Here is a 24,590-nt window from a genome sequence, read left to right as displayed (position 1 = left end):
TGACAGGCATCGGCCTCGACTCAACCCGCCCAAGCATTGACGCGGAGCCTGCGCCTTCATACCTATAGGTCAAGTGATTTGAAACACGTCTCTTCCGGTTCTTGACCCGGCAAGGAGGTAGCATGACACAACCCATTTCAGTGACGCTGTCGGAATCGGCTGCGCGCAGAATCAAGGAAATCGTTTCCGCCGAGACCGGCAAGTCAGCGCTTCGCGTGTCCGTCGAAGGTGGCGGCTGCTCCGGGTTCTCCTACAAATTTGACCTCGCCGACCAACCCGACGATGATGACGTGGTGCTCGAGCGGAACGATGCCCGTGTGCTGATCGATCAGGTGTCGCTGATCTACATGGCCGGGTCCGAGATCGATTTTGTCGACAATCTGATGGGGCAGGCATTCCAGATCAAGAATCCCAATGCGGTGGCCTCCTGCGGCTGCGGCACCAGCTTCTCCGTCTAGCCACACCACCCCCTGATCACGTGTCTGACGCGCGATGCCTGTCTAAGGAAAACACCTTGAAAATTGTCACCTGGAACATCAACGGCATCAAGGCGCGGATTGACAATCTTCTGACCTGGTTGAAGGAGAGCGACCCCGACATCGCCTGCCTGCAGGAGATCAAGTCCGTTGACGAGAACTTTCCCCGCCTGGAAATAGAGAATCTCGGCTACCATGTTGAAACTCATGGCCAAAAGGGATTCAACGGGGTCGCCATCCTGTCGAAGATGAGCCCCGATGAGGTCACCCGCGGGCTTCCTGGTGACGACGCAGACGAGCAGGCGCGGTTCATCGAAGCGGTCTTTTCTGTGGCCGGCGGCGTGTTGCGTGTCGTCTCATTGTACCTTCCCAACGGCAACCCGGTCGACACCCCCAAGTTCCCCTATAAACTCTCGTGGATGGCGCGGCTCGAAACCTTTGCCGCAAGCCGTCTGGCGCTTGAAGAGCCGTTGGTGCTGGCCGGCGATTACAACGTCATTCCCGAACCGGTGGATTGCCACGATCCGAAGGTCTGGGAAGGCGACGCGCTGTTCAGGCCGGAATCCCGCACCGCTTTCAGGCGGCTTGAAAATTTGGGCTTCACCGATGCCTTGCGCGCCGTCAATGATGCGCCGGAAACCTACACCTTCTGGGATTATCAGGCTGGAGCCTGGCCGAAGAACAACGGCATCCGCATTGACCATTTGATGCTCTCGCCGGAAGCCGCAGGCCTGCTCAAGTCAGCAACGGTGGAAAAACATGTCCGCGGCTGGGAACGTCCCTCCGACCATGTTCCTGTGGCGATTTCGCTTCATATCGAGCCATAACGCCAACCCGGACACGCCGGTGTGGCAATGCCATGCTTGCCTCAGCAAAGTTTCAGGCGCATCATGGCGCAATGGAACACACACGATCATGGCAATCTGCCTTGGCCATCGGTGTTATGGCGGGGGTCGGCATGTCCGCCTACCCGGCAAGCGCGGGACAGGATTGCGAGTGTCTGGGAAATGGCAAGAGGATCAAGGAAGGCAGTGTGATCTGTCTTCAGATCGGCTCATCCACCCGCTATCTGGCGCGATGCGAACGCAATCTCAACAACACCAGCTGGAAGAAGCTCTCCGATGGCTGCCCGGTGGCGGACATTTCTCCGCGGACCGCGCCGCTGCCCTCAGTCTGAGCCTGGACATTGCCTATAGCACAGACGCCTGTCAGTTGAGGCCCTTGGCCAGCATATCCTGAGCCAGCGCCACCGCTGTGCGGCGGTCCGCTTCATCGGCCAGCGAAAACGCCCGTTCTTGCAAGGCCTGGATCCAGGCCTTGTCGGATGCCGATGAGCGCTCCAGTGCGGTGGTCATGAAGGCAAGCCCGCGCACGGTCTGGCCTTCCTCAAACACCACATTGCCCAGAATCGCAGACGCTGCGGGGTGACCGCTAGCCCGAGCCCGGTTGAGCCATTTCTTGGCCTGCTGGATGTCGTTAGCGCCGCCCTGGCCTTCAAGGATCATGCGGCCGAGCCGGTATTGTGCTTCAGGCACGCCGAACGCCGAGGCCGCCTGGAAATAGAGCTGCCGCGCGGCCCCGAGATTGGCTTTCACCGGGCTTCCGGGAATGCCAATCTGGTAGTAATTGGCCAGCGAAACCAGCGCATTGACGAAATAGCCGGTGTCCTGCGATCCCGGCTCGACGCCCTGGCGGGCGATATCGTCGTAAAACTTGAAGGCCTCATAGTCGTTCTCAACCACACCGTCGCCATAGGCATACATGTTGGCAAGCGCCCATCGCGCGCCCGGATGGCCTTTTTCAGCGGCATATTTGTAAGCCTCGACGGCTTCGTCCTTGCGGCCTTTCTTGTAGGCCGAGAAGCCGAACCGGAACAGATCGAAAGGACCGGACTCGCGGGTTACCCCCGCATTGGGATCAAGCGCCTGCGCCGGAGAGCCAAAGCCGATCGCGGCAGCAAGCACAGCACAACAAAGACCGGTCCGGGTATGACTAAATGTCAGCATAGCACTGCTTTTCTTTCGCTCCGCCCGGATGGGTGACTGCGCCATAGCGCGCCGACCCCACCGTCTGGGCGTATTTCCACAGCGCGCCCGATGTGTAATCGGTGTCCCGCGCTGTCCATTTTTCCCTGCGCGCAGCCAGGTCCGCATCGGAAAGCTGCACATTCAAAGTTCCTGCGACCGCATCGATCTCGATGATGTCGCCATCCTGCAGCAGGCCGATCGGCCCGCCTTCCGCAGCTTCCGGGCCCACATGGCCAATGCAGAAACCGCGGGTTGCGCCGGAGAACCGGCCATCGGTGATCAAAGCCACCTTGTCGCCCATGCCCTGGCCGTAAAGCGCCGCAGTGGTCGACAACATCTCGCGCATGCCGGGGCCGCCCTTGGGTCCCTCATAGCGGATCACAAGAACCTCACCTTCCTTGTAGCCGCGCTTTGAAACAGCTTCGAAACATTCTTCTTCCGAATCGAAACACCGGGCCGGGCCGGTGAACTTCAACTGCGACATGCCTGCCACCTTCACGATCGCGCCATCGGAAGCCAGATTGCCCTTCAGGCCAACCACACCGCCGCTGGCAGTGATCGGCTTGTTGGCCGGATGCACGACATCCTGCTGATCGTTCCAGGAAACATGCTCCATGTTTTCGGCCAAAGTGCGGCCGGTCACGGTCATGCAATCACCATGAAGATAGCCGTGTTCCAGCATGGTCTTCATCAGCAGCGGGATTCCGCCAGCCTCGAACATGTCCTTGGCGACGTATTTGCCGCCCGGCTTCAGATTGGCGATGTAGGGGGTGCGTTCGAAAATCTCGGCAACATCAAACAGATCAAACTCTATGCCGCATTCATGTGCAAGCGCCGGCAGATGCAGGGCCGCGTTGGTCGACCCGCCGGTGGCTGACACCACAGCGGCCGCATTCTCCAATGCCTTGCGGGTGACGATGTCGCGCGGGCGAATCTGCTTGGCGATCAGTTCCATCACCTTCTCGCCGGCCGCATAGCAGAACTTGTCGCGCATCTCGTAAGGCGCGGGCGCGCCGCAGGAATAAGGCAAAGCCAAGCCGATTGCCTCGGCGACGGTTGCCATGGTGTTGGCCGTAAACTGGGCCCCGCAGGAACCCGCTGACGGGCAAGCCGCCTGCTCGATTTCGAGCAAGTCCTCATCCGACAGGTCGCCGACCGAATGCTGGCCGACCGCCTCGAACACATCCTGCACGGTAATCTGGCGTCCACGGAAACTGCCGGGAAGGATCGATCCGCCATAGATGAAGATTGAAGGCACGTTGAGGCGAACCATCGACATCATCATGCCCGGCAGGGATTTGTCGCAGCCGGCAAGCCCGACAATGGCGTCATAGCAATGGCCACGCATCGTCAGCTCAACCGAATCAGCGATCAGGTCGCGGCTGGCGAGCGACGACTTCATGCCCTGATGGCCCATGGCGATCCCGTCCGTCACCGTGATCGTGCAGAATTCGCGCGGCGTGCCCTTTGCCGCAGCAACACCCTTTTTGACAACCTGCGCCTGGCGCATCAGCGAAATATTGCACGGCGCGGCTTCGTTCCAGCACGAGGCGACGCCGACCAGGGGCTGCGCGATCTCTTCAGCCGAAAGCCCCATGGCGTAGAGATACGACCGGTGCGGCGCTCGCGTCGGACCGACGGTCGTATGGCGGCTTGGAAGCCTGGACTTGTCAATTGGTGTGGCGGTCATGTGGTCCTCAGGCGCGTCTTGTCTCTTCGACCGAGCGCAGGGGGTAAGTTGATGACCTGACCTGCGCCCCGTTTGTGGCGGGAAATGGGCACATCGCGCCCAGGCGATTGATAGCAGATGCTTTCGCAAAAGTGTGTTGCGGAATCGTCACATTCCGTGATCTCCGCCACAGAGACACTTAAATTTGATGAAAAATCAATGGGTGTCGGACAATTTGCCTGCAACGAGGTGCCCGCAACGAAAAACCCCGCCACCAGGGCGGGGTTCGATTCGACGTCGGTTTGGTTCAGATCAGAACTTGATGTTCAGCGACAGACCGCCACCGATCGAATAGTCTTTGTCGTATCCGATGGTGTGGCCGGCGGTGTTGACTTCAGTGAGCGAGTCCAGGAACGAGTAAGCCAAGCCGCCGCGGATCGAGACATTCTCATTGACCGTGTAAGAGCCGCCTGTAGAAACCGTCAGTGTATCACTGTAGCTTGAACGGCCGGTGGATGTTCCGCGGTCCCATGTCAGGCTCGCCAGTCCGGAAAACTTGTCATTGAACTTATGGGCTACACCGCCAGATACCGTCCAGCCATCACGGAAGAAAGCGTCCACGGTCACACCTGCAATCGGAGCGGCACCCACGGCAAGCTGACCCGGATCGGCGAAGACCTGGACCTGTTGCAAGACGCTCCAGTCAGTCCATTCCACCGAGCCGAACACCAGCCAGCCCGGAGCAACACCTGATTGGACGGCCAGTTTGACGCTTTGCGGCGTTGTCGCGTTGGCAAACGCCGTGACACTGCCGCCAGGGAATGCAGGATTGCGAACAACACCCTTCAGTCCGACATCAACCGCAGAACGGTATATCAAGGATGCCTTTAGGGCGATTTCCGGGATGGTGTAGCCAAGGCCCACACGGTAGCCGACACTTCCGTCATCCATAGCGATATCACCACCGCCGAGGACCGAACCGAAACCAAAACCACGGGCTTCAGTGTAATCAATCGTTTGGTGGAAAACACCGCCAATAACGTACATGTTGCCTTTGCCGACCTCTGCTCTGTACGAACAGGTTAGGCCGAATTCCATTGAGCTCATTTCTGAGGATGTCGTCGTGCTCACGCCCGACATTATCCGTGTCCAGCCGTAGTCAACATTTGCGCCATAAGGCTGCGAAAAGGTTCCGGCACAACGGGTCGGCCCCACCACATCCATTGCCGCCGTTGCTCCAAACACAGTGTAGGCTTCCGTAAACTTCGCTCCTGCGTTGCCGGTTGCGCCAGCAGCCGCAAGGGCCGGAGTCGGTGTTATAGCGCTGGCAGGAATGGCAGCTGGTGCGCCTGCGGGCTGAACCGTAGACATGCCGCGGTTTGGCGCAATGACGGTGAAGGATGACGAGACCTGTGTGCCGTCTTCCATCAACGGATCAAGATTAGCTGAGCCGCGACTGTATCCGCCTGCATGAGCCGCCGAAGCGAGTGCCACGCTGGTGGCCATCACAGCAACGAGCGATTTCAAATTACCGTGAATCATGAATCCCCTCCAGGACTAAAAAGCTTACGATTGCCCCAATTAGGTAATCTAATTGAGCGGTTTGTAAACAGGGCAAAACAATGGCAGGAGGCCGGTTCCAGCATCAGCACTCTCAAAAGCGCAGCGCGGCGCGGCTTTTTGCACAAAAAGCTGCAAGACGGGCCGCAACGAGATGGAAATAGGCCCAAAATCCAAGCAATTGAGAGCGCAGGCACGCTTTTGTTGCAATTCGGTCACATTTAGAACGATTTTGCTGGAACCGTCCAGATTGATGCCTGCTTCCGCATCAGACCAGCCGAATCCGGGCAGACGGCCGGGATCGCCGGGCCGCCTGCGTAGCACACGTGTTTCCGGGTCTGGGTCAGCCGGCCTGGCTTATCCGGGTAATCGCCTCGGCCAGCTTGTCTTTCTGCCCCTGCAGATCCACAAGCTTTTCCCGTTCGGCTGCGACAATTTCCGGCTTTGCATTGGCAACGAATTTCTCGTTGCCAAGCTTGCTCTCGATTTTGTCGATATCGCCTTGAACCTTCGACAAGGCCTTTTCCAGCCGCGCCTTTTCGGCGACCAGATCAATCAGCTCGCCGAGCGGAAGACACGCCGTCGCCTCGCCGACCACGATCTGCGCCGAGCCGGCTGGCGCCGCAGTCTCGAGCACGATTTCAGTCACCCGCGCCAGTTGCTTGATCGCCGGATCATGGCGATCCAGTCTTTCGGCAGTCTTGGCATTGGTTCCGACCATGACCAGGGCCGCTTTGGCGGAAGGCGGCACATTCATCTCGGCCCGGACCGAGCGCAGGCCTGAGACCAGATCAACCAGCCAGTTGATCTCCGAGGCGGCGTCTGCGTCTTCAAAAGAAGGCTCGGGCCAGCTCGCATGGCAGGCGAGCCCGGCACCGCTTCCAGCCAGGTGCTCCCACAGCTCCTCGGTCATAAACGGCATGAACGGATGCAACAACTTGACCGATTCGGCCAGCACATGCGCGGCACAGGCGCGCGCTTCGGTTTTGGCTGATTCATCTTCGCCGTTGAACACCGGCTTGAGCAATTCCAGATACCAGTCGCACACCTGGTTCCAGATGAACCGGTACAAAGCACTTGAGGCCTCGTTGAACTTGTAGGTCTCGATCGCCGCCTTCACCTCATTTGAGGTCCGCGTCAGTTCGGTCAGGATCCAGCGGTTGATCGTCAGCTTCGCGGCTGCGGGGTCAAACGCCGGATCGAGCACAGCGCCGTTCATGTCGGCAAACCGCACCGCGTTCCACAGTTTGGTGCCGAAATTGCGGTATCCGGCAATGCGCGAGGGATCGAGTTTCACGTCGCGGCCCTGTGCCGCCATGATCGCCAGCGTGAACCGCAGCGCATCGGCGCCATATTCATCAATCAGATCCAGCGGGTCGATGACATTGCCCTTGGATTTGGACATCTTGGCGCCGGACTTGTCACGGACCAGAGCATGGACATAGACGGTGTGAAACGGCTCTTCCTTCATGAAGTGCAGCCCCATCATCATCATCCGCGCAACCCAGAAGAAAATGATGTCGAAACCGGTCACCAGAACATCGGTCTGATAGTAGCGCGAAAGCTCAGGCGTCTTGTCGGGCCATCCCAGCGTCGAGAACGGCCACAGGGCTGACGAAAACCAGGTGTCGAGCACATCCTCGTCACGGGTCAGGATCGCGCCCGGCTCGAAATTCTCCAGCTTTTCCTCGACCCAGGCTTTCCACGGCCCTTCATGGGCGATGTAATGCTGGATCGCTGCATCGAGCGCAGTTTCCTCGTCCTTTTCGACGAAGACCTGGCCGTCCGGTCCGTACCAGGCCGGGATCTGATGCCCCCACCACAATTGCCGGGAAATGCACCAGGGCTGGATGTTCTCCATCCAGTCGAAATAGGTCTTTTCCCAGTTCTTCGGCACAAAATTGGTGCGGCCCTCGCGCACGCTCGCGATTGCGGGTTTGGCCATTTCTGCGGCATTCACATACCATTGATCGGTGAGAAACGGTTCGATCGGCACGCCGCCGCGGTCGCCATGCGGCACCATATGGGTGTGCGCCTCGACCTGATCGAGAAGACCAACCTCCTCCATCTTGGCCACGATCTCGGCGCGGGCGGCAAAACGGTCCATGCCGTCGAGTTCTTCCATCACCTCGATCAGCTTGCCTTCGACCTTGAGGCCTTCGAGAAAGTCCTCATTGTCTTTCAACGTCACCCGGGCATCGGCGGTCAGGATATTGATCGCCCGAAGATGATGCCGCTTGCCGACCTCGAAGTCGTTGAAATCATGGGCAGGTGTAATCTTCACCGCACCCGAGCCCGCCGTCTCGTCGGCATAGTCATCGCCAACGATTTTGATACGCCGCCCGACCAGCGGCAAAATCACCGATTTGCCGATCAGGTCCTTGTACCGCTCATCTTCCGGATTGACCGCAATCGCGGTGTCACCGAGCATGGTCTCGGGCCGGGTGGTGGCGACAATGATGTAGTCGCGGGTTTCGTAGCTGTAGCTCTCGGTGTCTTCATTGAAGGACACCGGGTGTTCGTAGGTCACGCCGTCGGCCAGCGGATAGCGGAAATGCCAGAGGCTCCCCTTGATCTCGACCGTCTCGACCTCGAGGTCGGAAATCGCAGTCAACAGTTTGGGATCCCAGTTGACCAGCCGCTTGTCCTTGTAGATCAAGCCGTCCTTGTAGAGGCTGACAAACACTTCCAGAACCGCCTGCGACAGGCCCTCGTCCATGGTGAAGCGTTCACGCGACCAGTCACAGGATGCGCCCAGCCGCTTGAGCTGGTTGAAGATGATGCCGCCCGATTCGTCCTTCCAGTTCCAGATCCGCTCGACGAACTGGTCGCGGCCCATGTCATGGCGCGACGGCTCCTTGCGCTCGGCAAGCTGGCGCTCGACCACCATCTGGGTTGCGATGCCGGCATGGTCCATGCCCGGCTGCCACAGCACATCGCGGCCGCGCATGCGCTGAAACCGCACAAGAATGTCCTGCAAGGTGTTGTTGAGCGCATGCCCCATATGCAGCGACCCGGTCACGTTTGGCGGCGGAATGACGATGCAATACGGGTCCGCGCCAGGCTCGGCGCCGGCGCCGGCGGCGAACGCGTTCGCCTCAGCCCAGCGGGTCGCAATTTTCGGCTCTACGGCCGCGGCGTCATAGGATTTTTCGAGCATTATCGGGACCATTCGCATCTAAAGGGACAGGATGGGCATAAACCGGAACGACATGGTGGAGTCAACACGACCCCGGCGCAAGCCGATCAGCCTGCCGGCGCAGAACAGCGCATTGACCGCGTGTCACATGCTGGACCAGGTCGACACCATATCATCGTTTCAGATCAACTATGCGTGCTCATAGCAGCAGTTCCATTCAAGCAGCAAACCCCTCACGCCGGTCAGGGCGCAGTCTCGAGCGCATGCCGGCGCGGCACCCGGTGCGACACCAAGGCAAGCCCTGCCGCTTCGGACCTGGGATCCCGCCCCCTGCCCCGACCGGCCGGACAAGCGGCCTTGCCGTGGGACAGACCCGTTGAGCAGCAATGGAGGTCGAGAAGTCAGCGGCGATTGCCGCGAGCCACCCGTTCGATTTCTTCCCGGACAAGCCGTTCCACCAGGGTCGGCAAATTGTCATCAAGCCACTGCGTCAGCATCGGACGCAGCATTTCTTCGGCAATCTCGTCAAATGAGCGCCTCTGGCCTTGCAGTATGGCCGCATCAAGCTCGCCGAAGGCAGCGGCAACCTTTTCTCCGGTCTGCAACGAAATCAACTGACTGCCGCCCTGTTGCGGCACCGTTGCAGCATCCTCCGGCGTCTCTGCAGGTGCGGCTTCGGCTTCGCTCTCGCTCTCGCTCTCGGACTGGGCCTGAGAGCCCGCACCGGTGTCGGCAACCGGCTCGGCTGCGGCCGAAATATCGTCGACAGCCGCTACGACTGGTTCGTCCGACAGCAACGCTTCGCGCAGTTCGTCGGCGGCGGCGTCATCGGCTTCCGACCCGACATCGGTGTCGGAAACCAGCGCAGGTTCATCGCCCGGAGCCGGAATATCGAGGCTGACTTCCAGCGAGTGCACTTCGGCCGAAAACGGTTGAGGCGTTGCGCGGGCCCGCGCGGCCACGTCAGCCAGAGAAACCGGCTGTGCAGCAGTTTCACGATAAGCGGAAACTGATCCGTTGACGCCGGCTTCCTGATCCGCCACGACTTCGGCCGCAGTGTCATCCTCCGCGCCGCTGTAGCTGGCGTGGCTCTCGGACTCAGCCGGATTGCCATCCTGTCCAGGCTCGTTGTTCTCGATGATCCTGCGAATGGAAGCCAGAATTTCTTCCATTGAAGGTTCGCGCTGTGCGCCGGCCTGTCCCATAATTACGCTCCGTTACTCCCGTCGCCAGGTTCGGACAAACCGGCGAATCACTTCCCCAGTTTAGGGCATTGACCCCGACTTGAGAATCGCAGCTTTCACCGCTTGCGGGTTCATGCACAGGAATTCACGCGGATGCCTCGCACACGACCGCCGCTTACGGGCCCGACGCTTGGGTCAATCAGGGTCAGTCAGGGTCAGTCAGGGTCGGTCAGCGGCCGTCAACCGTGCGAAGACCATACCAGCGGTCCTTGGTGGCCTCGTAATGCACTTCCGGCTGATAGTTGGCGACGTGCAAGCCGAGCCGGTCGATGGTCAGTTTGCCGGTGGATGCAAGCACCGAGAAACTTGCAACGATCGCATTGCGCTCCGACTGGGAAATCGCTTCCTTGGCTGTGAGCACGGTTTGCTGGGCATTGAGCACATCCAGCGTAGTACGTTGACCGACACGGCGCTCCTCGACCACACCGTTCAAGGCAAGATTGGCGGCTGACAGCTGAGCCTTGTTGGCTTCAATGGTCGCGATTGCGGCCTCCATTTGCGTCCAGGACGACACCACCGACTGCTCGATAGAGCGGCGCGCCGAATCAACCAGAATCCGCTGTTGACCCAGCTTTTCCTTGGCCTGGCGGACACTCGCTGACGCTGCACCGCCTTGGTAGAGCGGGATGGTCACCTTGGCCTGAACCTGACCTGTGGTGATGCCGCCATCGGCCTCGGCAACCGAGCCGACGACCTTGACCCCTGGAAGAAACGTTCCCTCCTCGGATTTAACGGCAAAACCGGCGGCATCGACACCATGCAAGGCGGCCAGAACCACCGGATGATCGGTCGTGCCCTGGGCAACCGCGATATCAAGACTGCGCGGAAGCAGCTTGCGCGGCAGTGCCACCGCCTTGAGTGACTTGGGCACCGAGCCGACGATCTGTGCATAGACCGCCGCGCTGGACTTGGCCTGGGCAACGGCCGCCGTCAGGCTGGCCTTGGCCCCCGCCAGCTCGGCTTCAGCCAGGCTCACATCTGTGCGCGTGCTTTCGCCCACATCAAAGCGTGCCCGCGCCGCAGAAAACTGCTCCTGCAGGAAGGCAATGTTCTGCTTGCGGTAGACGACAATCTGGTTGTCACGGTTGACATTGGCATAGGCCTGAACCGTGGCGAGCAGTATATCGATTTCGGTGCCGCGCAAATTTTCGCGTCCGGCAAAGACCTGGGCCTCGGCAGCACGGACATTGTTGCGGGTCTGAAATCCGTCAAACAGGGTCTGGGTGATCGACACGCCGATACTGGCGGAATTGGTCACGCGGCCTTCGGTGTTGGTGGAGGTGGCGACCGCTTCCGCTCCAATGAACGGGCGGTATCCAGATTTTGCCAGAGCCACCCCTTCATCGGTCGCCCGCAGACCCGCACGGGCCGCATTGAGATCGGGGTTGTTCTCATACGCCTTCGCCATCGCCTGATACAACGTCTCCGCCGAAACCGATTGAGGCGTGAGCGCCAACACCGGGACCAAGGCGACGCAAGCGAGGAAATTCTTGACAAACGACACGAGTACATACTCCAGCAAGCGCAAACTTCGGGGCGCCCCGGGCAAGCGCAGGACACTATCATGGTGTTGCATCAACATATGATGGTTTGTGCCGCCAGACGCAATCAAACAAGCCAATGGCTCGGCCACTAATCCCCATCAAGTTGCCAACGCGCAACAGCGCGACAATCGGCAGCACCCCGTGTTCGGCTGCTATTGCAGGGACTAAAACACGAATTCCGCAGCCAAGCGGAAACCCGGCAAGGGCTTGACCGACAGGTTGAACGCCGGCCGGCCGGAGACAACGCCGCCTTCCTTGACGTACAAATGTGCCTTTGCCGCCAGTCCTTGTCCGATCACCACGACCAGCCTGCCGCCATCGTGCAACTGATCGAACAATGCGCCAGGCACTTCGTCCACCGAACCATTGAAGAAAATCAGATCGTAAGGGCCTTCTGCCGGGTAACCCTTTTCCAGATCGCCGGTCACCACGGCCACGTTATCATAGCCGGTCTCCCTGAGCCGTTCGCTCGCCGCTTCGGCTAGGGCGGCATCGCTTTCAACGGCGACAACCGATCCGGCCAGCAACGACAGCAGCGCGGCGGAATAGCCAGACCCGCAGCCGATTTCCAGCACCACCTGATTGCGGTTGACCTCGGCCAGCTCCAAGAGCTTCGCCAGCGGCGAAGGTTCCATGATGTAGCGGCCGATGCCGTTCTCGCCGCCAGCGGAGATTTGAATGTCGCTGTCGATATAGGCCAGCGGCTTGAGCGGCGTGGGAACAAAATCCTCCCGCGCCACCGTCAGGAACGCCTTCAACACCGAATGTGATGTGACGTCCGTGGTGCGGATCTGGTGGTCCACCATTTTCTGGCGCGCTTCTTGATAGTCGGTGCCCATCCGGTCTCTCCGATGCAACTGGTCTTGCGCTTCATTAAAGCGGTGAACCCCGAGTTTCAAGCCAAGCCACCGACGATCCGGTCAATTTCACGGTTTTCAACCGGACATCTGACGGAGAAAGCAGCCTTACTTCCCAACATGCCCCTTGCGCAGGGGTGATTCTCCGGCTATTTGCCAGCCATCCGGTCAGTGTCCGGCATGAGGCCTCGTGGCGGAGTGGTTACGCAGAGGACTGCAAATCCTTGCACCCCGGTTCGATTCCGGGCGAGGCCTCCATTCCCCGCACCAGTTTGTTTGTCTCACTCGTCTGTTGTGTCAGCCGCTGGTGGGCATTGGCTCTGCTTCGCGCCGGTGCGCGGGCCGGCGCCCGGCTTCGTCCCGGCCCTGCGCCGCATCCTGACCACAAAAATCCGCCGCCACCGGCGCACGACAGGCACATCCTGCGACAGCACCAGCAAGCCAAGCGGAAACATCCAGAATCCGAGAATTGGCAAGAACCCCAGAATTCCGCCGACAACCAGGCCTGAGCCCAGGGCGATTCGCACCGGTGCACTCTGGGGCATCCGGAAACGCCTGGAACCGAGCCGGATTTCGCCAAGGCCAGCGTGAAAATCGAAAAAACGTTTGCGTGACATTGTATCCGGTCTTGCGGTCTGCGGTAGTTCCGGGCCGCGGAAACCCCGATTTCACTGCAAACAGATGGGCTTTTCCACCTGTCTTGGCAAGATCAACACATTTCTTTAAAAACAGCTTGGCAAATCGGAGAGGCATTTGGTATAGCCCCCTCGCTGCTAAGGCAGTGATCCCCGGTAGCTCAGTGGTAGAGCAATCGACTGTTAATCGATCGGTCGCTGGTTCGAATCCGGCCCGGGGAGCCAAATTCCAAAAGACTGCACCCCCGATCAGGGTGCGGTCTTTTTTTATTTTGCCCAGCCACTGCCGCAACTTGGTGGAAAACCAGCATATTTTCCCAAGAAAATTCTGATCCGACTTTTCCGTAGCGCCGTATGAGACAGCAAAAGGCCCGGCGACTTTCGCCCAAACGGAATCTTTGCGTCGAATGATCAACGCCATCCCAACGTCAAAAGGCAGCGCGATTGTCTGGTTCCGCAATGACTTGCGGATCGGCAACAATGCCGCGCTGGATGCGGCGAGCCGGCATTGCGCACTGATTCCTGTTTATATCCGGGAGACCGCCAGCCCTGCCCGGCCGCTGGGGGCGGCGCGCAGCTGGTGGCTGCATCAGTCCTTGTCGCGCCTGTCGGAGAGGCTCGCGCATCTCGGCGCCCCGCTGATTCTGCTCAGCGGCGATCCGGCCGAGCTGATCCCCGAGCTGCTGAGGCAAACCGGCGCGTCTGCGATCTACTGGAACAGGCGCTACGATCCGGCTTTTCAAGCCGCTGATTCGGCTTTGAAAACTGTCCTGCTGTCGGATGGTTACACGGCCGAAAGTTTCGCGGGACACTTGCTGCATGAGCCCTCGCGTTGTCGCACCGGCTCCGGCGGCTCTTACAAAGTCTACAGCCCGTTCTGGCGCGCGCTGGAAAGCGATGTCGAAGACCGGCCGTCCGCTATCATTGCCGCGCCCACCGCGCTGACACCCGTTGCCGGCCTGTCTGAGCTGCCCGCGCAAACGCTTGACAGCTGGGGCCTGCTGCCCACCGGCCCTGACTGGTCAGCGGGACTGGCCAAAACCTGGACGCCCGGCGAAGACGGCGCCCTGGCGCGGTTGTCGGATTTCCTGGAAAACCGCATGCGTGGCTACGCAGAGCGTCGTGACATGCCCGGCATTGCCGCCACCTCCGGCCTGTCTCCGCATCTTGCCGCCGGTGAAATCACCCCGGCTCAGATTGTCGAAGCGTTGAAGACCACCGACAATGATGCCGCGCCGGACGATCGCGGCAAATTCCGCAAGGAACTCGGCTGGCGCGAATTTGCCTGGCATCTGCTGGCCAACAACCCTGCCCTGCCCCAAGCCAATCACAATCGGAAATTCGATGACTTTGCCTGGCTAGACAACCAAGGATCGTTGACGGCCTGGCAAAACGGCCAGACCGGTTACCCCCTTGTCGATGCAGGCATGCGCCAGCTCTGGCAGACCGGCTGGATGCACAACCGCGTGCGCATGATCGTGGCCTCGTTCCTGACCAAGCATCTGATGATCGATTGGCGCCAGGGCGAGGCCTGGTTCTGGGACACGCTGGTCGACGCGGACCCGGCTTCCAATGCCGCAAGCTGGCAATGGGTGGCCGGCTCGGGCGCCGATGCCGCGCCCTTTTTCCGGATCTTCAATCCGGTGCTGCAGGGCGAGAAATTCGATCCGGACGGCGACTATGTCCGCAGCTATGTGCCCGAACTGGCCGAAATGCCGACGAAATTCATCCACAAGCCGTGGCGCGCACCCGACAGCGTGCTGATCTCTGCTGGCGTTCGCCTGGGCGAAACCTACCCCCACCCGATTGTCGATCACAAACTGGCGCGTGACCGCGCGCTGGCTGCCTACAGGCAGATCAAGGATGCCGCATGAACGTTCATCTCAAGCCCTATACCGTCTCCACCACCCCCCGACGTTTGAAAGTTGCCATTGTCGGTTCCGGCATTTCCGGTGCGTCGGCTGCCTGGGCGCTCAGGGATCTGCATGACGTCACCCTTTATGAGGCAGAAAAACGCCCCGGCGGCCACACCGCCACGGTCGACATCGACTACGATGGCACGCCGATCTCCGTCGACACCGGCTTCATCGTCTACAACGAGCTCAATTACCCCAATCTGACGGCCTTGTTCGCCCATCTGGGCGTCAACACCCACGAGAGCGACATGAGCTTTGCCTTGTCGCTGGATCACGGCAAGCTGGAATGGGGCGGCGACAGCCTGTGGACCCTGTTTGCTCAGAAACGCAATCTGCTGCGGCCGTCGTTCCTGATGATGCTGCGCGAAATCCTGCGGTTCAACCGGATCTGCCTGCAGGACCGGGCTGCCGGGCATCTGGCGGCCCGCTCGATTGGCGATTACCTCAACTGGCGCGGCTTTTCGCCGGGGTTCATGAACAATTATCTGGTGCCAATGGCCGCCGCGATCTGGTCAACCCCGGCCAAGCAGATGCTGAAGTTTCCTGCGACGCATTTCGTCAATTTCTTCGAAAATCACCGCCTGATCAATATCGAGCGGCCGGTCTGGCGCACGGTCACCGGCGGCAGCCGCACCTATCTCGACAAGCTGCTGGCACCGCTCGGCGAGCGCGTCAATCTCGGCGCAGGCGTCGTCTCTGTGCGCCGCAGCAGCCACGGTGTCGACATCCTCGACACATTGGGCCGCACCCGGTTTTATGACCGGGTCATCCTCGCCTGCCATACGGATCAGGCGTTGCGCAGTCTCGACCGGCCGACACCGCAGGAACACCAGATCCTCACCGCCATCCCCTACAGCCCCAACCGGGTTGTCCTGCACCGCGACGCGAATCTGATGCCGACACGCAGGAAGGTCTGGGCTTCCTGGAACTATCTGCGCTCTTCCGACCAGAAGAACGATGCAAACGTTGCCGTGTCCTACTGGATGAACCGGCTGCAAGGCATTGATTCGGAAAAGCCCTTGTTCGTGACGCTGAATCCCGATCGCGAACCGCGGCCGGAGCTGGTGTTTGGCGAGTACAGTTACGATCACCCCCAGTTCGGCACCGATGCCATGCAGGTCCAGGCCCGGCTCAAGCAGATCCAGGGTGACAACAACACCTATTTTGCCGGTGCCTGGACCGGCTACGGCTTTCACGAAGACGGGCTGCGGTCCGGTATCGAGGCCGCCGAAGCACTCGGCGCGGTCCTGCCCTGGCGCAGCATGGCCGCTCATCCGGCAGCAACGGCGGTCTGATGATGGACCAGGCTGCAAGACCCTGGCTCGAAGCAAGCACGCCCGCGCAAGCGTCCGCATGTCTTTATGTCGGCGATGTCATGCACCAGCGTATGAAGCCGGTCGGTCACAGGTTCCGCTACAAGGTCTATTCGCTGCTGATCGATCTCGACCGACTCGACGATGCCGACCGCCTCTCGCCCCTGTTTTCCGTCAACGGCGCGAATCTGATGTCGTTTTACGAAGCCGACCATTTGCGCGGTACGGCTGAAACCTCGTTGCGGCGCCACATTGACACATTGCTGCGTGACGGCGGCCTTGAACAGCCTGCCGCCCGCATCGCGCTCGCCTGCTATCCGCGGATCTTCGGCCAGGTCTTCAATCCGCTGTCGGTCTTCTACGCCTATGCGGCGAGCGGACACCTCGTGGCGCTGGTCTATGCCGTGCGCAACACATTCGGTGAGCACCACACCTATGTCTGCAAGGTCGAGCCCGGCGACATCAGCCCGGCTGGCATCAGGCAGAGCCGTTCCAAGCTGTTTTACGTCTCTCCCTTTGTCGAAATGGAAACCCGTTACAGGTTTCGCATGAGCGTTCCCGGCAAGCAGATCAAATGGCGGATTCTGCAAACCGATGCGTCGGGTCCGCTGCTTGCGGCAACTTATAACGGCGCTCGCAAACCCCTCTCAAGCAAATCAATTTCGGCGTGCCTCTTGCAGATTCCGTTCTTGCCGTGGAAAATCGTCGGTGGCATTCACTACGAGGCGCTCAAATTGTGGCTCAAGGGAGTGCGTTATGTGCCGCGTCCGGCACCGCCTCCCAGTGCGAGCTTTCGCGATCAGGGAAAGCTCGCCCGTCAGGTGGAAAAGCCGTGACGCTTCGACCATTGGCGAGACAAGGGAGGCTGCTCTCGTGAAGACCGAAGCCACCTGGACGGGACATCAACGGCCGGAAAAGCTGTCGACTGACAATTTGTCGGGCTATCTGCGCGGACTGCCGGCCAAGGCCAAGATGGCGCTGCGCGGGCTGTTGCATATGGCACACGGACGCTTGTCGATCCGTATGCCGGACGGACGCACGGTGCTGATCGAAGGCCGGTCCGAAGGCCCGGATGCTGTGCTGATCCTGCACAACTGGAATCTTACCCATCAGGCGCTGACCGCCGGGACCATCGGTGTCGCCGAATCCTACATGGACGGCGACTGGGAAAGCCCCGACGTCACCGCTTTTCTTGAATTGTTTCTGGTCAATGTCGAAGTCGGCAACACGCTGGCCGGCGGCGCCCGCGGTGTTGCACGTCTCATCGAGCAGATCCGCCACTGGTTGCGGTCAAACTCGCGCACCCAGGCGAAAAAGAACATCTCCGCCCATTACGACCTCGGCAACGCGTTCTATTCGAAGTGGCTCGACGAGACGATGACCTACTCGTCAGCACTTTACAGCGACGGCGCCAATGATCTCGCAGGGGCGCAAACTGCCAAGTACCGGGCGCTGGCGCAGGCCGCGGGTCTGAAGCGGGGTGACCATGTGCTCGAAATCGGTTGCGGCTGGGGTGGTTTTGCCGAATTTGCCGCAGGCGAAATCGGCTGCCGCGTCACCGGGCTGACCATCTCCAACGAGCAACTGGCATTTGCCCGGCGCCGCATCGAAGCAGCCGGGCTCTCCGACAAGGTCGATTTGCGTTTTCAGGATTACCGCGATGAAACCGGCCGGTATGACGGCGTTGTCTCGATCGAGATGTTCGAGGCGGTCGGGGAGAAATACTGGCCGGCCTATTTCTCCAAGGTGCGGCAGTGTCTCAAGCCCGGTGGCCGCGCCGGCTTGCAGATCATCACCATCAAGCCCGAAGCCTATGAGGCCTATCGGGCCAATCCGGATTTCATTCAGCGTTATGTGTTTCCAGGCGGCATGCTGCCCACCGAGAACCACTTGAAATCACTGGGGGAAGCCGCGGGTCTTGAGCTTGTCGGCCACCGTGCTTTCGGCCCTGATTATGGCCGCACCCTGGCCGAGTGGCGGCAGCGGTTCCGGAATGTCTGGCACGAGGTCCAGCCGATGGGGTTTGATCTGCGCTTCAAGCGGCTGTGGGAATTCTACATGTATTACTGCGAAGCCGGCTTCCGCTCCGGCCATATCAATGTCCGGCAGGTGGTTTACAGCTGACCGAACCGGCCATCGGATCACCGCGGCTACAGCAAGATTAGGGTGGCGGTGAACCGGATCGCTGTCTGGCACGTAAACACGGCCACACCTGATCCGGCACCGGTCCGTCACAACGACCGGCCCAATCCATTGGACATCGCTTTGGCCGCCACTTCCGACACTGCTGCCCGCCGGACTGATCCGGAGGTGCCTCTGGCGCTGCCCCGCATCCTGGCCTATGCGCTTCCCGCCATCCCGCTCGCCGCGCTGACCCTGCCACTTTACGTTCTGGTTCCGACCTTTTACACCGAGACGCTGGGGCTTTCGCTCGCCTCGGTGGGGCTGGCTCTGCTGCTGGTGCGGTTGTTCGACGCCCTCAACGATCCGTTGATCGGCTGGGCGGCAGACCGGTTCCGGCCGGCGTTCGGGCGCAGACGCACATTGTTTGCCATCAGCCTGCCGCTGACGGCCCTCTCCGCCTTCATGCTGTTCTGGCCGCCACCGGATGCGACAACATCGTGGCTGACCATCTGGGGGCTGCTGCTGTCGCTCGGCTACACCTGCGCCCTGATCCCGTTCTCGGCCTGGGGCGCGGAACTGGCGGGCGATTACCACGGCCGGTCCCGCATCACCGGCTGGCGCGAAGCGCTGACACTGATCGGAACGCTGATTGCCATCGCCCTGCCCTTCGCCATCGGCTTCGAGCGTCCAGGCGGCAACATTCATGGTCTGGCGGTGCTGGGCGTGGTGGTGCTGGTTGCGCTGCCCCTGTTTGGTGCCGTGACAATCCTCTTCACCCCGGAACCGGTCGAACATTCCCGCAATCGGCTCGATCTCAAATCAGGCCTTGCGCATCTGGTCCGCAACCGGCCCTTTGTCCGGTTGATCGCGGCATTTTTCTCAATGGTCTGGCCAACGGCATCCCGGCAACGTTGTTTCTGTATTTTGTCTCCGCCCGGCTCGGCCTGCCCGACGCCCGCGGGCCCTTGCTGTTTCTCTATTTTCTCTGCGCCATCACCGGCGTGCCGCTGGCAACCTGGGCTGCACGGCGTGTCGGCAAGCACCGGGCCTGGTGCTATGGCATGTTTGCGGCCTGCGCGGCCTTCGCCCCGGCGCCACTTCTGCCGCAAGGCAGCCTGATCGGCTTCGGCCTGATTTGCGCCGCCACCGGCCTGCTGCTTGGCTTCGATCTGGCGCTGCCGCCAGCGATTCAGGCCGATGTCATCGATGTCGATACAGAAGCCTCGGGGGAGCAACGCTCGGGAACCTACTTCGCCGCCTGGAGTCTGGCCACCAAGCTCTCACTTGCCAGCGGCGTCGGCCTGGTTTTCCCTTCTCTGGCAGCTTTTGGCTTCGATCCGGTCACAAGCCCAGCCTCAGGCGCCGGACTGACCGCCCTGGCGGTGGCCTATGCCTGGGTTCCGATCGCGGCCAAACTTGCGAGCATCGCGATCATGTGGAATTTCCCGCTCGACGAAACCGCCCAGAGATCGCTCAGAGCCCGCATCGAAGCCGCTCATTCCGGCTGATCACCACCGGTCTCCAGAGGTCGGCGCTTCCACCCCGTCGCCGCATTCATCAGCGCGAAATAGGCCGGGTAAGGCAGACACTGCAACAGCTTGAGCACATAGGTGAAACGGCGCGGAAAGGTGACTTCGAAAGATGCGGACTTCAGCCCCTTGGCAATGCGTCTGGACGCGTCTTCGGGTTGCAGCAAGGCCGGCATTGCAAAAGCATTGTCTTGGGTGGCCGGCGTGTCGACGAAGCCCGGATTGATCACCTGGATGCGGATCCCGATCTTGTCGAGATCGAATTTCAGGCTTTCGGCCATGTTGATCAGGGCTGCCTTGGTCGCGCCATAGGCCGCACTTGTCGGCATGCCGCCATAGCCGGTGACCGAGGATACAATGGCAATCTGCCCGCGGCCGCGCGCCTTCATCCTGTCGATTGTCGGAACAAGCCCGTTGACCACACCCGACAGATTGACTGCAAATCTCGCATCAAAATCGGCGACCTTCAGCGTCTCGCCATGCACCGGCAGATAGACTCCGGCGTTGAACACCGCAAGCGCCAGCCCACCCCCCTCGGCATCGATGTGCGCGGCAATCTCCGCCATCGATTCTGTCTCGGTGACATCGCCAGGAGCAGCAATGATCCGGCCTTCAAGACCATCCGAAAGACCTTCAAGGTCGGCCAGCGCATCCTTGCTGCGGGCCGTGGCATAAACCGCAAAACCCGCGCGCGCCAGGTCCAGCGCCAGCGCCCTGCCGATTCCGCTCGAAGCTCCGGTCACCCAGGCCGATCCGTCTGAAGGCGTGGCAGTGTAGCTCATCATGTGCGTTTCCCATCAAAAAAAGCCGTCCGGAACCTCTTACGGTCCGGACGGCCTTCCGGTTCAGTAGGCCGCGCAGGCAGTCAGCAGTCAGCACTCAGCACTCAGCCGATGATATCGCCAATCAGTTGGCGCAAGGAGCCGGTCAGCTTCAGCGGCGCATCCATCACCGCAAAACCGATGCAGGGCTGCCCCTTGTCGGCCACAGGCCGGTGATCGACCGAATCATCGGCCACAGAAATGTCGCCCCGGCCGTAGTGACCGCGCGAATCGCTGAACGCGCCGTCAAGCACCAGCGACAGCTCACTGCCCTCATGCGTGTGTGCCGGAACCGTGCGGCCCGGCTTGATCCAGAAAAGATTGACGTGACAGCCCTCGATATCGCCAAGCTCATATTCCTTGAAACCCGGCATCCGTGTGCGCCACGGCACGTCGGCCGCGTCAAAGCCGACAAAATCGTAAAGCGCCTTGGGAAACACCCTGCCGTGATCATCCGGCGCGGCGGCCACGCTCTTGGCCACGCTCTCGGGCGCGCTGGAGTCAAACACCGCAGCCAGCATTGCGTCCCGGTCGGTGAGCGGCGCCGGATCGATATCCATCAGCTCCAACCCGGCCATTGCTTCCAGATTGCGAACCCTGATCAGGTTTTTGGGCTTGAGTTCCAAATGCGCTTCGACCAGCACCCGCGCCGGGGTAGGCAGAGTTCCCGCAACATAGCGCGCAAGCAGCGAGTCGATCGTATCGATATGTTCACGCACCATGCGTATCCAGCTTTCCATCATCCAGGCTCTGCATTGTGCCGCTGGCACGATACCGAGATCAATAGGTTCGGTTGTCGCTTTTTACGACCGCCAGCGCAATCCGGATCACCCGAACCTCCGATTTCCCATTTTTGCCGGTTCAAGGCAAATTTTCCCTGACAACAGGTCCTGGCGGGGAGTTGTTTTCTTGCAACATACCCCTTGAGAAGCCAGAACTGGCTGCCTACTCTCCAGTGGCCTGTGCGACCACAGCAAGAATCAGGAAATGCCATGCCAGCCCTCAACTCCATTCTCGACGCAATCGGCAACACGCCGCTCATTCGCCTCAAGGCGGCTTCGGAAGCCACCGGCTGCACCATTCTGGGCAAGGCGGAGTTTCTCAATCCCGGCCAGTCGGTCAAGGACCGCGCAGCGCTGGAAATCATCCGCGACGCCGAGGCCAGAGGTCTGCTGCGTCCCGGTGGCACGATTGTCGAGGGAACCGCGGGCAACACCGGCATCGGACTGGCGATGGTCGCCAAGGCGCTGGGCTACAAGACCGTCATCGTCATTCCCGAAACCCAGTCCCAGGAAAAGAAGGATGCGTTGCGCCTGCTTGGTGCCGAACTGGTCGAGGTGCCCGCCGTACCCTACCGCAATCCGAACAATTATGTCCGGCTGTCTGGGCGGTTGGCGGAGCAGATCGCGAAATCCGATCCCAATGGCGCGGTCTGGGCCAACCAGTTTGACAATGTCGCCAACCGTCAGGCGCATCTGAAAACCACCGCGCCGGAAATCTGGCGCGACACGGATGGCAAGGTCGACGGTTTCATCTGCGCCGTGGGCTCCGGCGGAACCCTGGCCGGCGTGGCCGAAGGACTTCGCGGCTACTCCAACACGGTCAAGATCGGCCTTGCCGATCCCGATGGCGCGGCGCTGCACAGTTATTACACCACCGGCGAGTTGCAATCCTCGGGCGGCTCGATCACCGAAGGCATCGGCCAGGGCCGGATCACCGCCAATCTGGAGGGGTTTCGCCCCGACATGTCGTTCAACATCCCCGATTCGGAAGCCATTCCGCTGGTGTTCGACCTGCTCGAACAGGAAGGCTTCTGCCTGGGCGGCTCATCCGGTATCAATGTCGCCGGCGCCATCCGCATGGCCCGCGAGATGGGCCCGGGCCACACCATCGTCACCGTGCTGTGTGACTATGGAAATCGCTACCAGTCGAAATTGTTCAACGCCGACTTCCTCGCCTCAAAGGATTTGCCGGTGCCTGAATGGCTTACAAGCGATCCAAATATTGCCATACCATTTGAATAGACTATCTTTGCTACCTCTTGTTGTGGAGCTTCAGCGGTGGATATCGGTATGCACTTCGGAAAGTTTTTAACAGGTTCATTGATCTCCGCGCTGCTAGCGATCGGTGGGGTCTGGTTTGTCGTGGATTTGTCGTTGCGCGGACTGGAGTCTTCAATTCAAGTTACCAATCAACGAATAAGCAGCCTGGAAGCAAATTTACTGAACAGAATTGAATTGTCAGAGATAAACTTGAAGGATCGTCTCGATTCCATAAAGAGCAATATTGATCAACAGTTCAATGTGACACGAGGGGACATCAAAAAGGCATCCATTCTGGAGCCAGTCATTCGAGATTCAACAGGAAAGGAAATGACGGTTGCTTTGCGAGCAAATTTTCGGGATCTCAATGAAATTGTTGAAAGCAGCCCCAGCCTCAACTCCTGGGCAGATAAGTTCAAGATTGCGTTTCCCGAAGCAGATAATGATGTGTTTTTTTACACATTTGCGGCATCTCCAAATTGGGAATGGGCCGCGGATTTGGAATCTGGGCAGGTTGACTTTGATAAATTAATGGCCAGCACAAGAATGGGTTTCACAACCGCCGAAGCGATGATAGCCAGCGGATGCGTCTCTCAAGCTGTAAAAAATGACGGCACGATTCAGTTGCTCCCAGTGGCTGAGAGTTCGCTGGCTGCGAGAAACGGCGTGATTTGCTATGCTGATAACGCAGACGAAGCCAACGAATTCATTAAACTTTCAAAAGAGTATCAATGACATCTCTGTTTCTAAAAGACGCCTATCTCTCCACCGTCGAAGCGCATGTCGCGGGTCTGCGCGAAGACGGAGGCATTCTGCTCGATCAGACCTGTTTTTATGCCACGTCCGGCGGCCAGCCCGGTGACACCGGCTTTTTCGAGCGCGGCGATGGCGCCAGAATCGCGATTGCAGGCACCGTCACCGGCGACAGCAAGGCGGAGATCATTCACATTCCCGCGCCGGATCAGGCCGCACCCGAAATCGGCGAAAAACTGGTGCTGCACATCGACTGGGACCGCCGTTACAAACTGATGCGGATGCACACCGCCTGTCATCTTCTGTCGGTCGTCTGTCCCTATCCGATCACCGGCGCTTCCGTCAGCGAGACCGACAGCCGCGTCGATTTCGACATGAGCGACACCATCGACAAGGCCGAGGTCACGGCCGGGCTGATGCAGTTGGTAAAGGCCAATCACCCGATCTTCAATCAGTGGATTTCGGAAGAGGAACTGATGATCAATCCGGGCCTGATCAAATCGAAAAATGTCCGCCCGCCGCGCGGTCAGGGCCAGATCCGGCTGGTCTGTATCGGCGAAGACTCCGCGATCGACAGCCAGCCCTGTGGCGGCACCCATGTCGGCGAAACCGCCGAGGTCGGCGAGATCCACATCGGCAAGATCGAGAAGAAGGGCAAGGAAAACCGCCGCTTCCGGATCCGTTTCGGTCCGCTTCCGGCCTGATCAAGCCACGTCGAGCCGATGTCCGCGCACGACGCGCCAACACCTCGCCGCAGTGACAGGACCCTATCCTGGGCTCTTTTCAAGGCAGTTAGGCAGACGCCTCATCGGGCCCGAAGCAGACAATTTTAATGATCGGATTGAGGCTGTGTTAACGGCCGCCGCGTAACTGTGCTGGTATCCACCAGAAGGCCGGTTGCGCCTGCCGGCGGTGACCTGAGACCCTAAACTTCCTCCAGA

22 protein-coding genes, 2 tRNA genes and 1 pseudogene are annotated in these 24,590 nt (G+C 60.1%); 14 read left to right on the top strand and 11 right to left on the bottom strand.

The genetic code is table 11. From position 1 onward, the window contains the following. The first annotated feature begins 122 nt into the window (after positions 1 to 122). From erpA to PZ897_RS16970, 3 genes are all read left to right on the top strand, one after another. Positions 123 to 458, top strand: coding sequence for an iron-sulfur cluster insertion protein ErpA (gene erpA, locus PZ897_RS16980; RefSeq protein ID WP_275753717.1), 336 nt, complete (start codon positions 123 to 125; stop codon positions 456 to 458). Positions 459 to 514: 56 nt separating this feature from the next. Then, positions 515 to 1,303, top strand: a complete 789-nt coding sequence (xth, locus tag PZ897_RS16975) for an exodeoxyribonuclease III (RefSeq protein WP_275753716.1) — start codon at positions 515 to 517, stop codon at positions 1,301 to 1,303. Positions 1,304 to 1,404: 101 nt separating this feature from the next. After that, positions 1,405 to 1,653 (top strand): hypothetical protein, encoded by a 249-nt coding sequence (locus tag PZ897_RS16970; RefSeq protein ID WP_275753715.1) that lies wholly within the window; start codon positions 1,405 to 1,407, stop codon positions 1,651 to 1,653. A 31-nt stretch (positions 1,654 to 1,684) separates the two neighbouring features. Here the strand turns inward: PZ897_RS16970 and PZ897_RS16965 are convergent, their stop codons facing one another. The 8 genes from PZ897_RS16965 to PZ897_RS16930 form a co-directional block, all read right to left on the bottom strand. Further along, entirely contained in the window at positions 1,685 to 2,482 is a 798-nt protein-coding gene (locus PZ897_RS16965; protein WP_275753714.1) for a tetratricopeptide repeat protein, read from the bottom strand. Next, positions 2,469 to 4,193, bottom strand: a complete 1,725-nt coding sequence (gene ilvD / locus PZ897_RS16960; protein WP_275753713.1) for a dihydroxy-acid dehydratase — start codon at positions 4,191 to 4,193, stop codon at positions 2,469 to 2,471. Before ilvD ends, PZ897_RS16965 begins: the two co-directional genes overlap by 14 nt. Before the next feature lie 291 nt (positions 4,194 to 4,484). After that, on the bottom strand, positions 4,485 to 5,714 hold the full coding sequence (locus PZ897_RS16955; RefSeq protein ID WP_275753712.1) for an outer membrane protein transport protein: 1,230 nt from the start codon (positions 5,712 to 5,714) through the stop codon (positions 4,485 to 4,487). Between the two features lie 48 nt (positions 5,715 to 5,762). Then, on the bottom strand, positions 5,763 to 6,056 hold the full coding sequence (locus tag PZ897_RS16950; protein ID WP_275753711.1) for a hypothetical protein: 294 nt from the start codon (positions 6,054 to 6,056) through the stop codon (positions 5,763 to 5,765). A gap of 19 nt (positions 6,057 to 6,075) precedes the next feature. After that, the gene (locus tag PZ897_RS16945) at positions 6,076 to 8,892 is read right to left on the bottom strand and encodes a valine--tRNA ligase (protein ID WP_275753710.1); all 2,817 of its coding nucleotides are present in this window, start codon (positions 8,890 to 8,892) and stop codon (positions 6,076 to 6,078) included. Positions 8,893 to 9,272: 380 nt separating this feature from the next. Further along, positions 9,273 to 10,076, bottom strand: a complete 804-nt coding sequence (locus PZ897_RS16940) for a PopZ family protein (protein ID WP_275753709.1) — start codon at positions 10,074 to 10,076, stop codon at positions 9,273 to 9,275. A gap of 208 nt (positions 10,077 to 10,284) precedes the next feature. Then, positions 10,285 to 11,619, bottom strand: coding sequence for a TolC family outer membrane protein (locus PZ897_RS16935; protein ID WP_275753708.1), 1,335 nt, complete (start codon positions 11,617 to 11,619; stop codon positions 10,285 to 10,287). A gap of 204 nt (positions 11,620 to 11,823) precedes the next feature. Continuing rightward, positions 11,824 to 12,498 (bottom strand): protein-L-isoaspartate O-methyltransferase, encoded by a 675-nt coding sequence (locus PZ897_RS16930; protein WP_275753707.1) that lies wholly within the window; start codon positions 12,496 to 12,498, stop codon positions 11,824 to 11,826. Between the two features lie 202 nt (positions 12,499 to 12,700). On the opposite strand from PZ897_RS16930, the gene PZ897_RS16925 reads away from it, so the two are divergent. Next, positions 12,701 to 12,774: transfer RNA gene (locus PZ897_RS16925), tRNA-Cys, on the top strand. A 23-nt stretch (positions 12,775 to 12,797) separates the two neighbouring features. On the opposite strand, the gene PZ897_RS16920 is transcribed toward PZ897_RS16925, so the two are convergent. After that, complete coding sequence (locus tag PZ897_RS16920; RefSeq protein ID WP_275753706.1) at positions 12,798 to 13,133, bottom strand: hypothetical protein; 336 nt, start codon at positions 13,131 to 13,133, stop codon at positions 12,798 to 12,800. 168 nt (positions 13,134 to 13,301) lie between these two features. Between PZ897_RS16920 and PZ897_RS16915 the strand changes: the two genes are divergently transcribed. The 7 genes and pseudogenes from PZ897_RS16915 to PZ897_RS20305 all read left to right on the top strand — a co-directional run bounded on the left by PZ897_RS16915 (position 13,302) and on the right by PZ897_RS20305 (position 20,012). Then, positions 13,302 to 13,376, top strand: a tRNA-Asn gene (locus tag PZ897_RS16915). Positions 13,377 to 13,558: 182 nt separating this feature from the next. Next, a complete protein-coding gene (locus PZ897_RS16910) occupies positions 13,559 to 15,025 on the top strand; it encodes a deoxyribodipyrimidine photo-lyase (RefSeq protein WP_275753705.1) in 1,467 nt (488 codons plus the stop codon). Further along, positions 15,022 to 16,362, top strand: a complete 1,341-nt coding sequence (locus PZ897_RS16905) for an FAD-dependent oxidoreductase (protein ID WP_275753704.1) — start codon at positions 15,022 to 15,024, stop codon at positions 16,360 to 16,362. The genes PZ897_RS16910 and PZ897_RS16905 overlap by 4 nt, the downstream gene beginning before the upstream one ends. Continuing rightward, the gene (locus tag PZ897_RS16900; protein WP_343217468.1) at positions 16,362 to 17,216 is read left to right on the top strand and encodes a DUF1365 domain-containing protein; all 855 of its coding nucleotides are present in this window, start codon (positions 16,362 to 16,364) and stop codon (positions 17,214 to 17,216) included. The genes PZ897_RS16905 and PZ897_RS16900 overlap by 1 nt, the downstream gene beginning before the upstream one ends. Positions 17,217 to 17,253: 37 nt before the next feature. Then, entirely contained in the window at positions 17,254 to 18,504 is a 1,251-nt protein-coding gene (locus tag PZ897_RS16895; protein WP_275753703.1) for a cyclopropane-fatty-acyl-phospholipid synthase family protein, read from the top strand. 42 nt (positions 18,505 to 18,546) lie between these two features. After that, a pseudogene (locus PZ897_RS20310) lies at positions 18,547 to 19,332 on the top strand (MFS transporter); the annotation flags it as partial. An 83-nt stretch (positions 19,333 to 19,415) separates the two neighbouring features. Then, positions 19,416 to 20,012, top strand: coding sequence for an MFS transporter (locus PZ897_RS20305; protein ID WP_343217467.1), 597 nt, complete (start codon positions 19,416 to 19,418; stop codon positions 20,010 to 20,012). Here the strand turns inward: PZ897_RS20305 and PZ897_RS16885 are convergent. Next, positions 20,000 to 20,818: an SDR family NAD(P)-dependent oxidoreductase gene (locus PZ897_RS16885; RefSeq protein WP_275753702.1), complete on the bottom strand. Its 819-nt coding sequence runs from the start codon at positions 20,816 to 20,818 to the stop codon at positions 20,000 to 20,002. The two genes, PZ897_RS20305 and PZ897_RS16885, sit on opposite strands and share 13 nt — an antisense overlap. Before the next feature lie 101 nt (positions 20,819 to 20,919). Beyond that, positions 20,920 to 21,576, bottom strand: a complete 657-nt coding sequence (locus tag PZ897_RS16880) for a ChrR family anti-sigma-E factor (RefSeq protein ID WP_275753788.1) — start codon at positions 21,574 to 21,576, stop codon at positions 20,920 to 20,922. A 270-nt stretch (positions 21,577 to 21,846) separates the two neighbouring features. On the opposite strand from PZ897_RS16880, the gene PZ897_RS16875 reads away from it, so the two are divergent. From PZ897_RS16875 to PZ897_RS16865, 3 genes are read left to right on the top strand one after another with little or no spacing between them, the layout of a single operon-like run. Beyond that, a complete protein-coding gene (locus PZ897_RS16875) occupies positions 21,847 to 22,878 on the top strand; it encodes a cysteine synthase A (protein WP_275753701.1) in 1,032 nt (343 codons plus the stop codon). Between the two features lie 36 nt (positions 22,879 to 22,914). Further along, positions 22,915 to 23,631 (top strand): hypothetical protein, encoded by a 717-nt coding sequence (locus PZ897_RS16870; RefSeq protein WP_275753700.1) that lies wholly within the window; start codon positions 22,915 to 22,917, stop codon positions 23,629 to 23,631. Next, positions 23,628 to 24,353, top strand: coding sequence for an alanyl-tRNA editing protein (locus tag PZ897_RS16865; protein ID WP_275753699.1), 726 nt, complete (start codon positions 23,628 to 23,630; stop codon positions 24,351 to 24,353). The genes PZ897_RS16870 and PZ897_RS16865 overlap by 4 nt, the downstream gene beginning before the upstream one ends. Positions 24,354 to 24,590: the final 237 nt, after the last annotated feature.

The organism is Hoeflea sp. YIM 152468, assembly GCF_029210485.1.
In the GTDB taxonomy this organism is placed as follows: Bacteria; Pseudomonadota; Alphaproteobacteria; order Rhizobiales; family Rhizobiaceae; genus Hoeflea.
The sequence above is the reverse complement of the archived record's forward strand: the minus strand, read 5'-3'. Positions and strand labels throughout refer to the sequence as shown.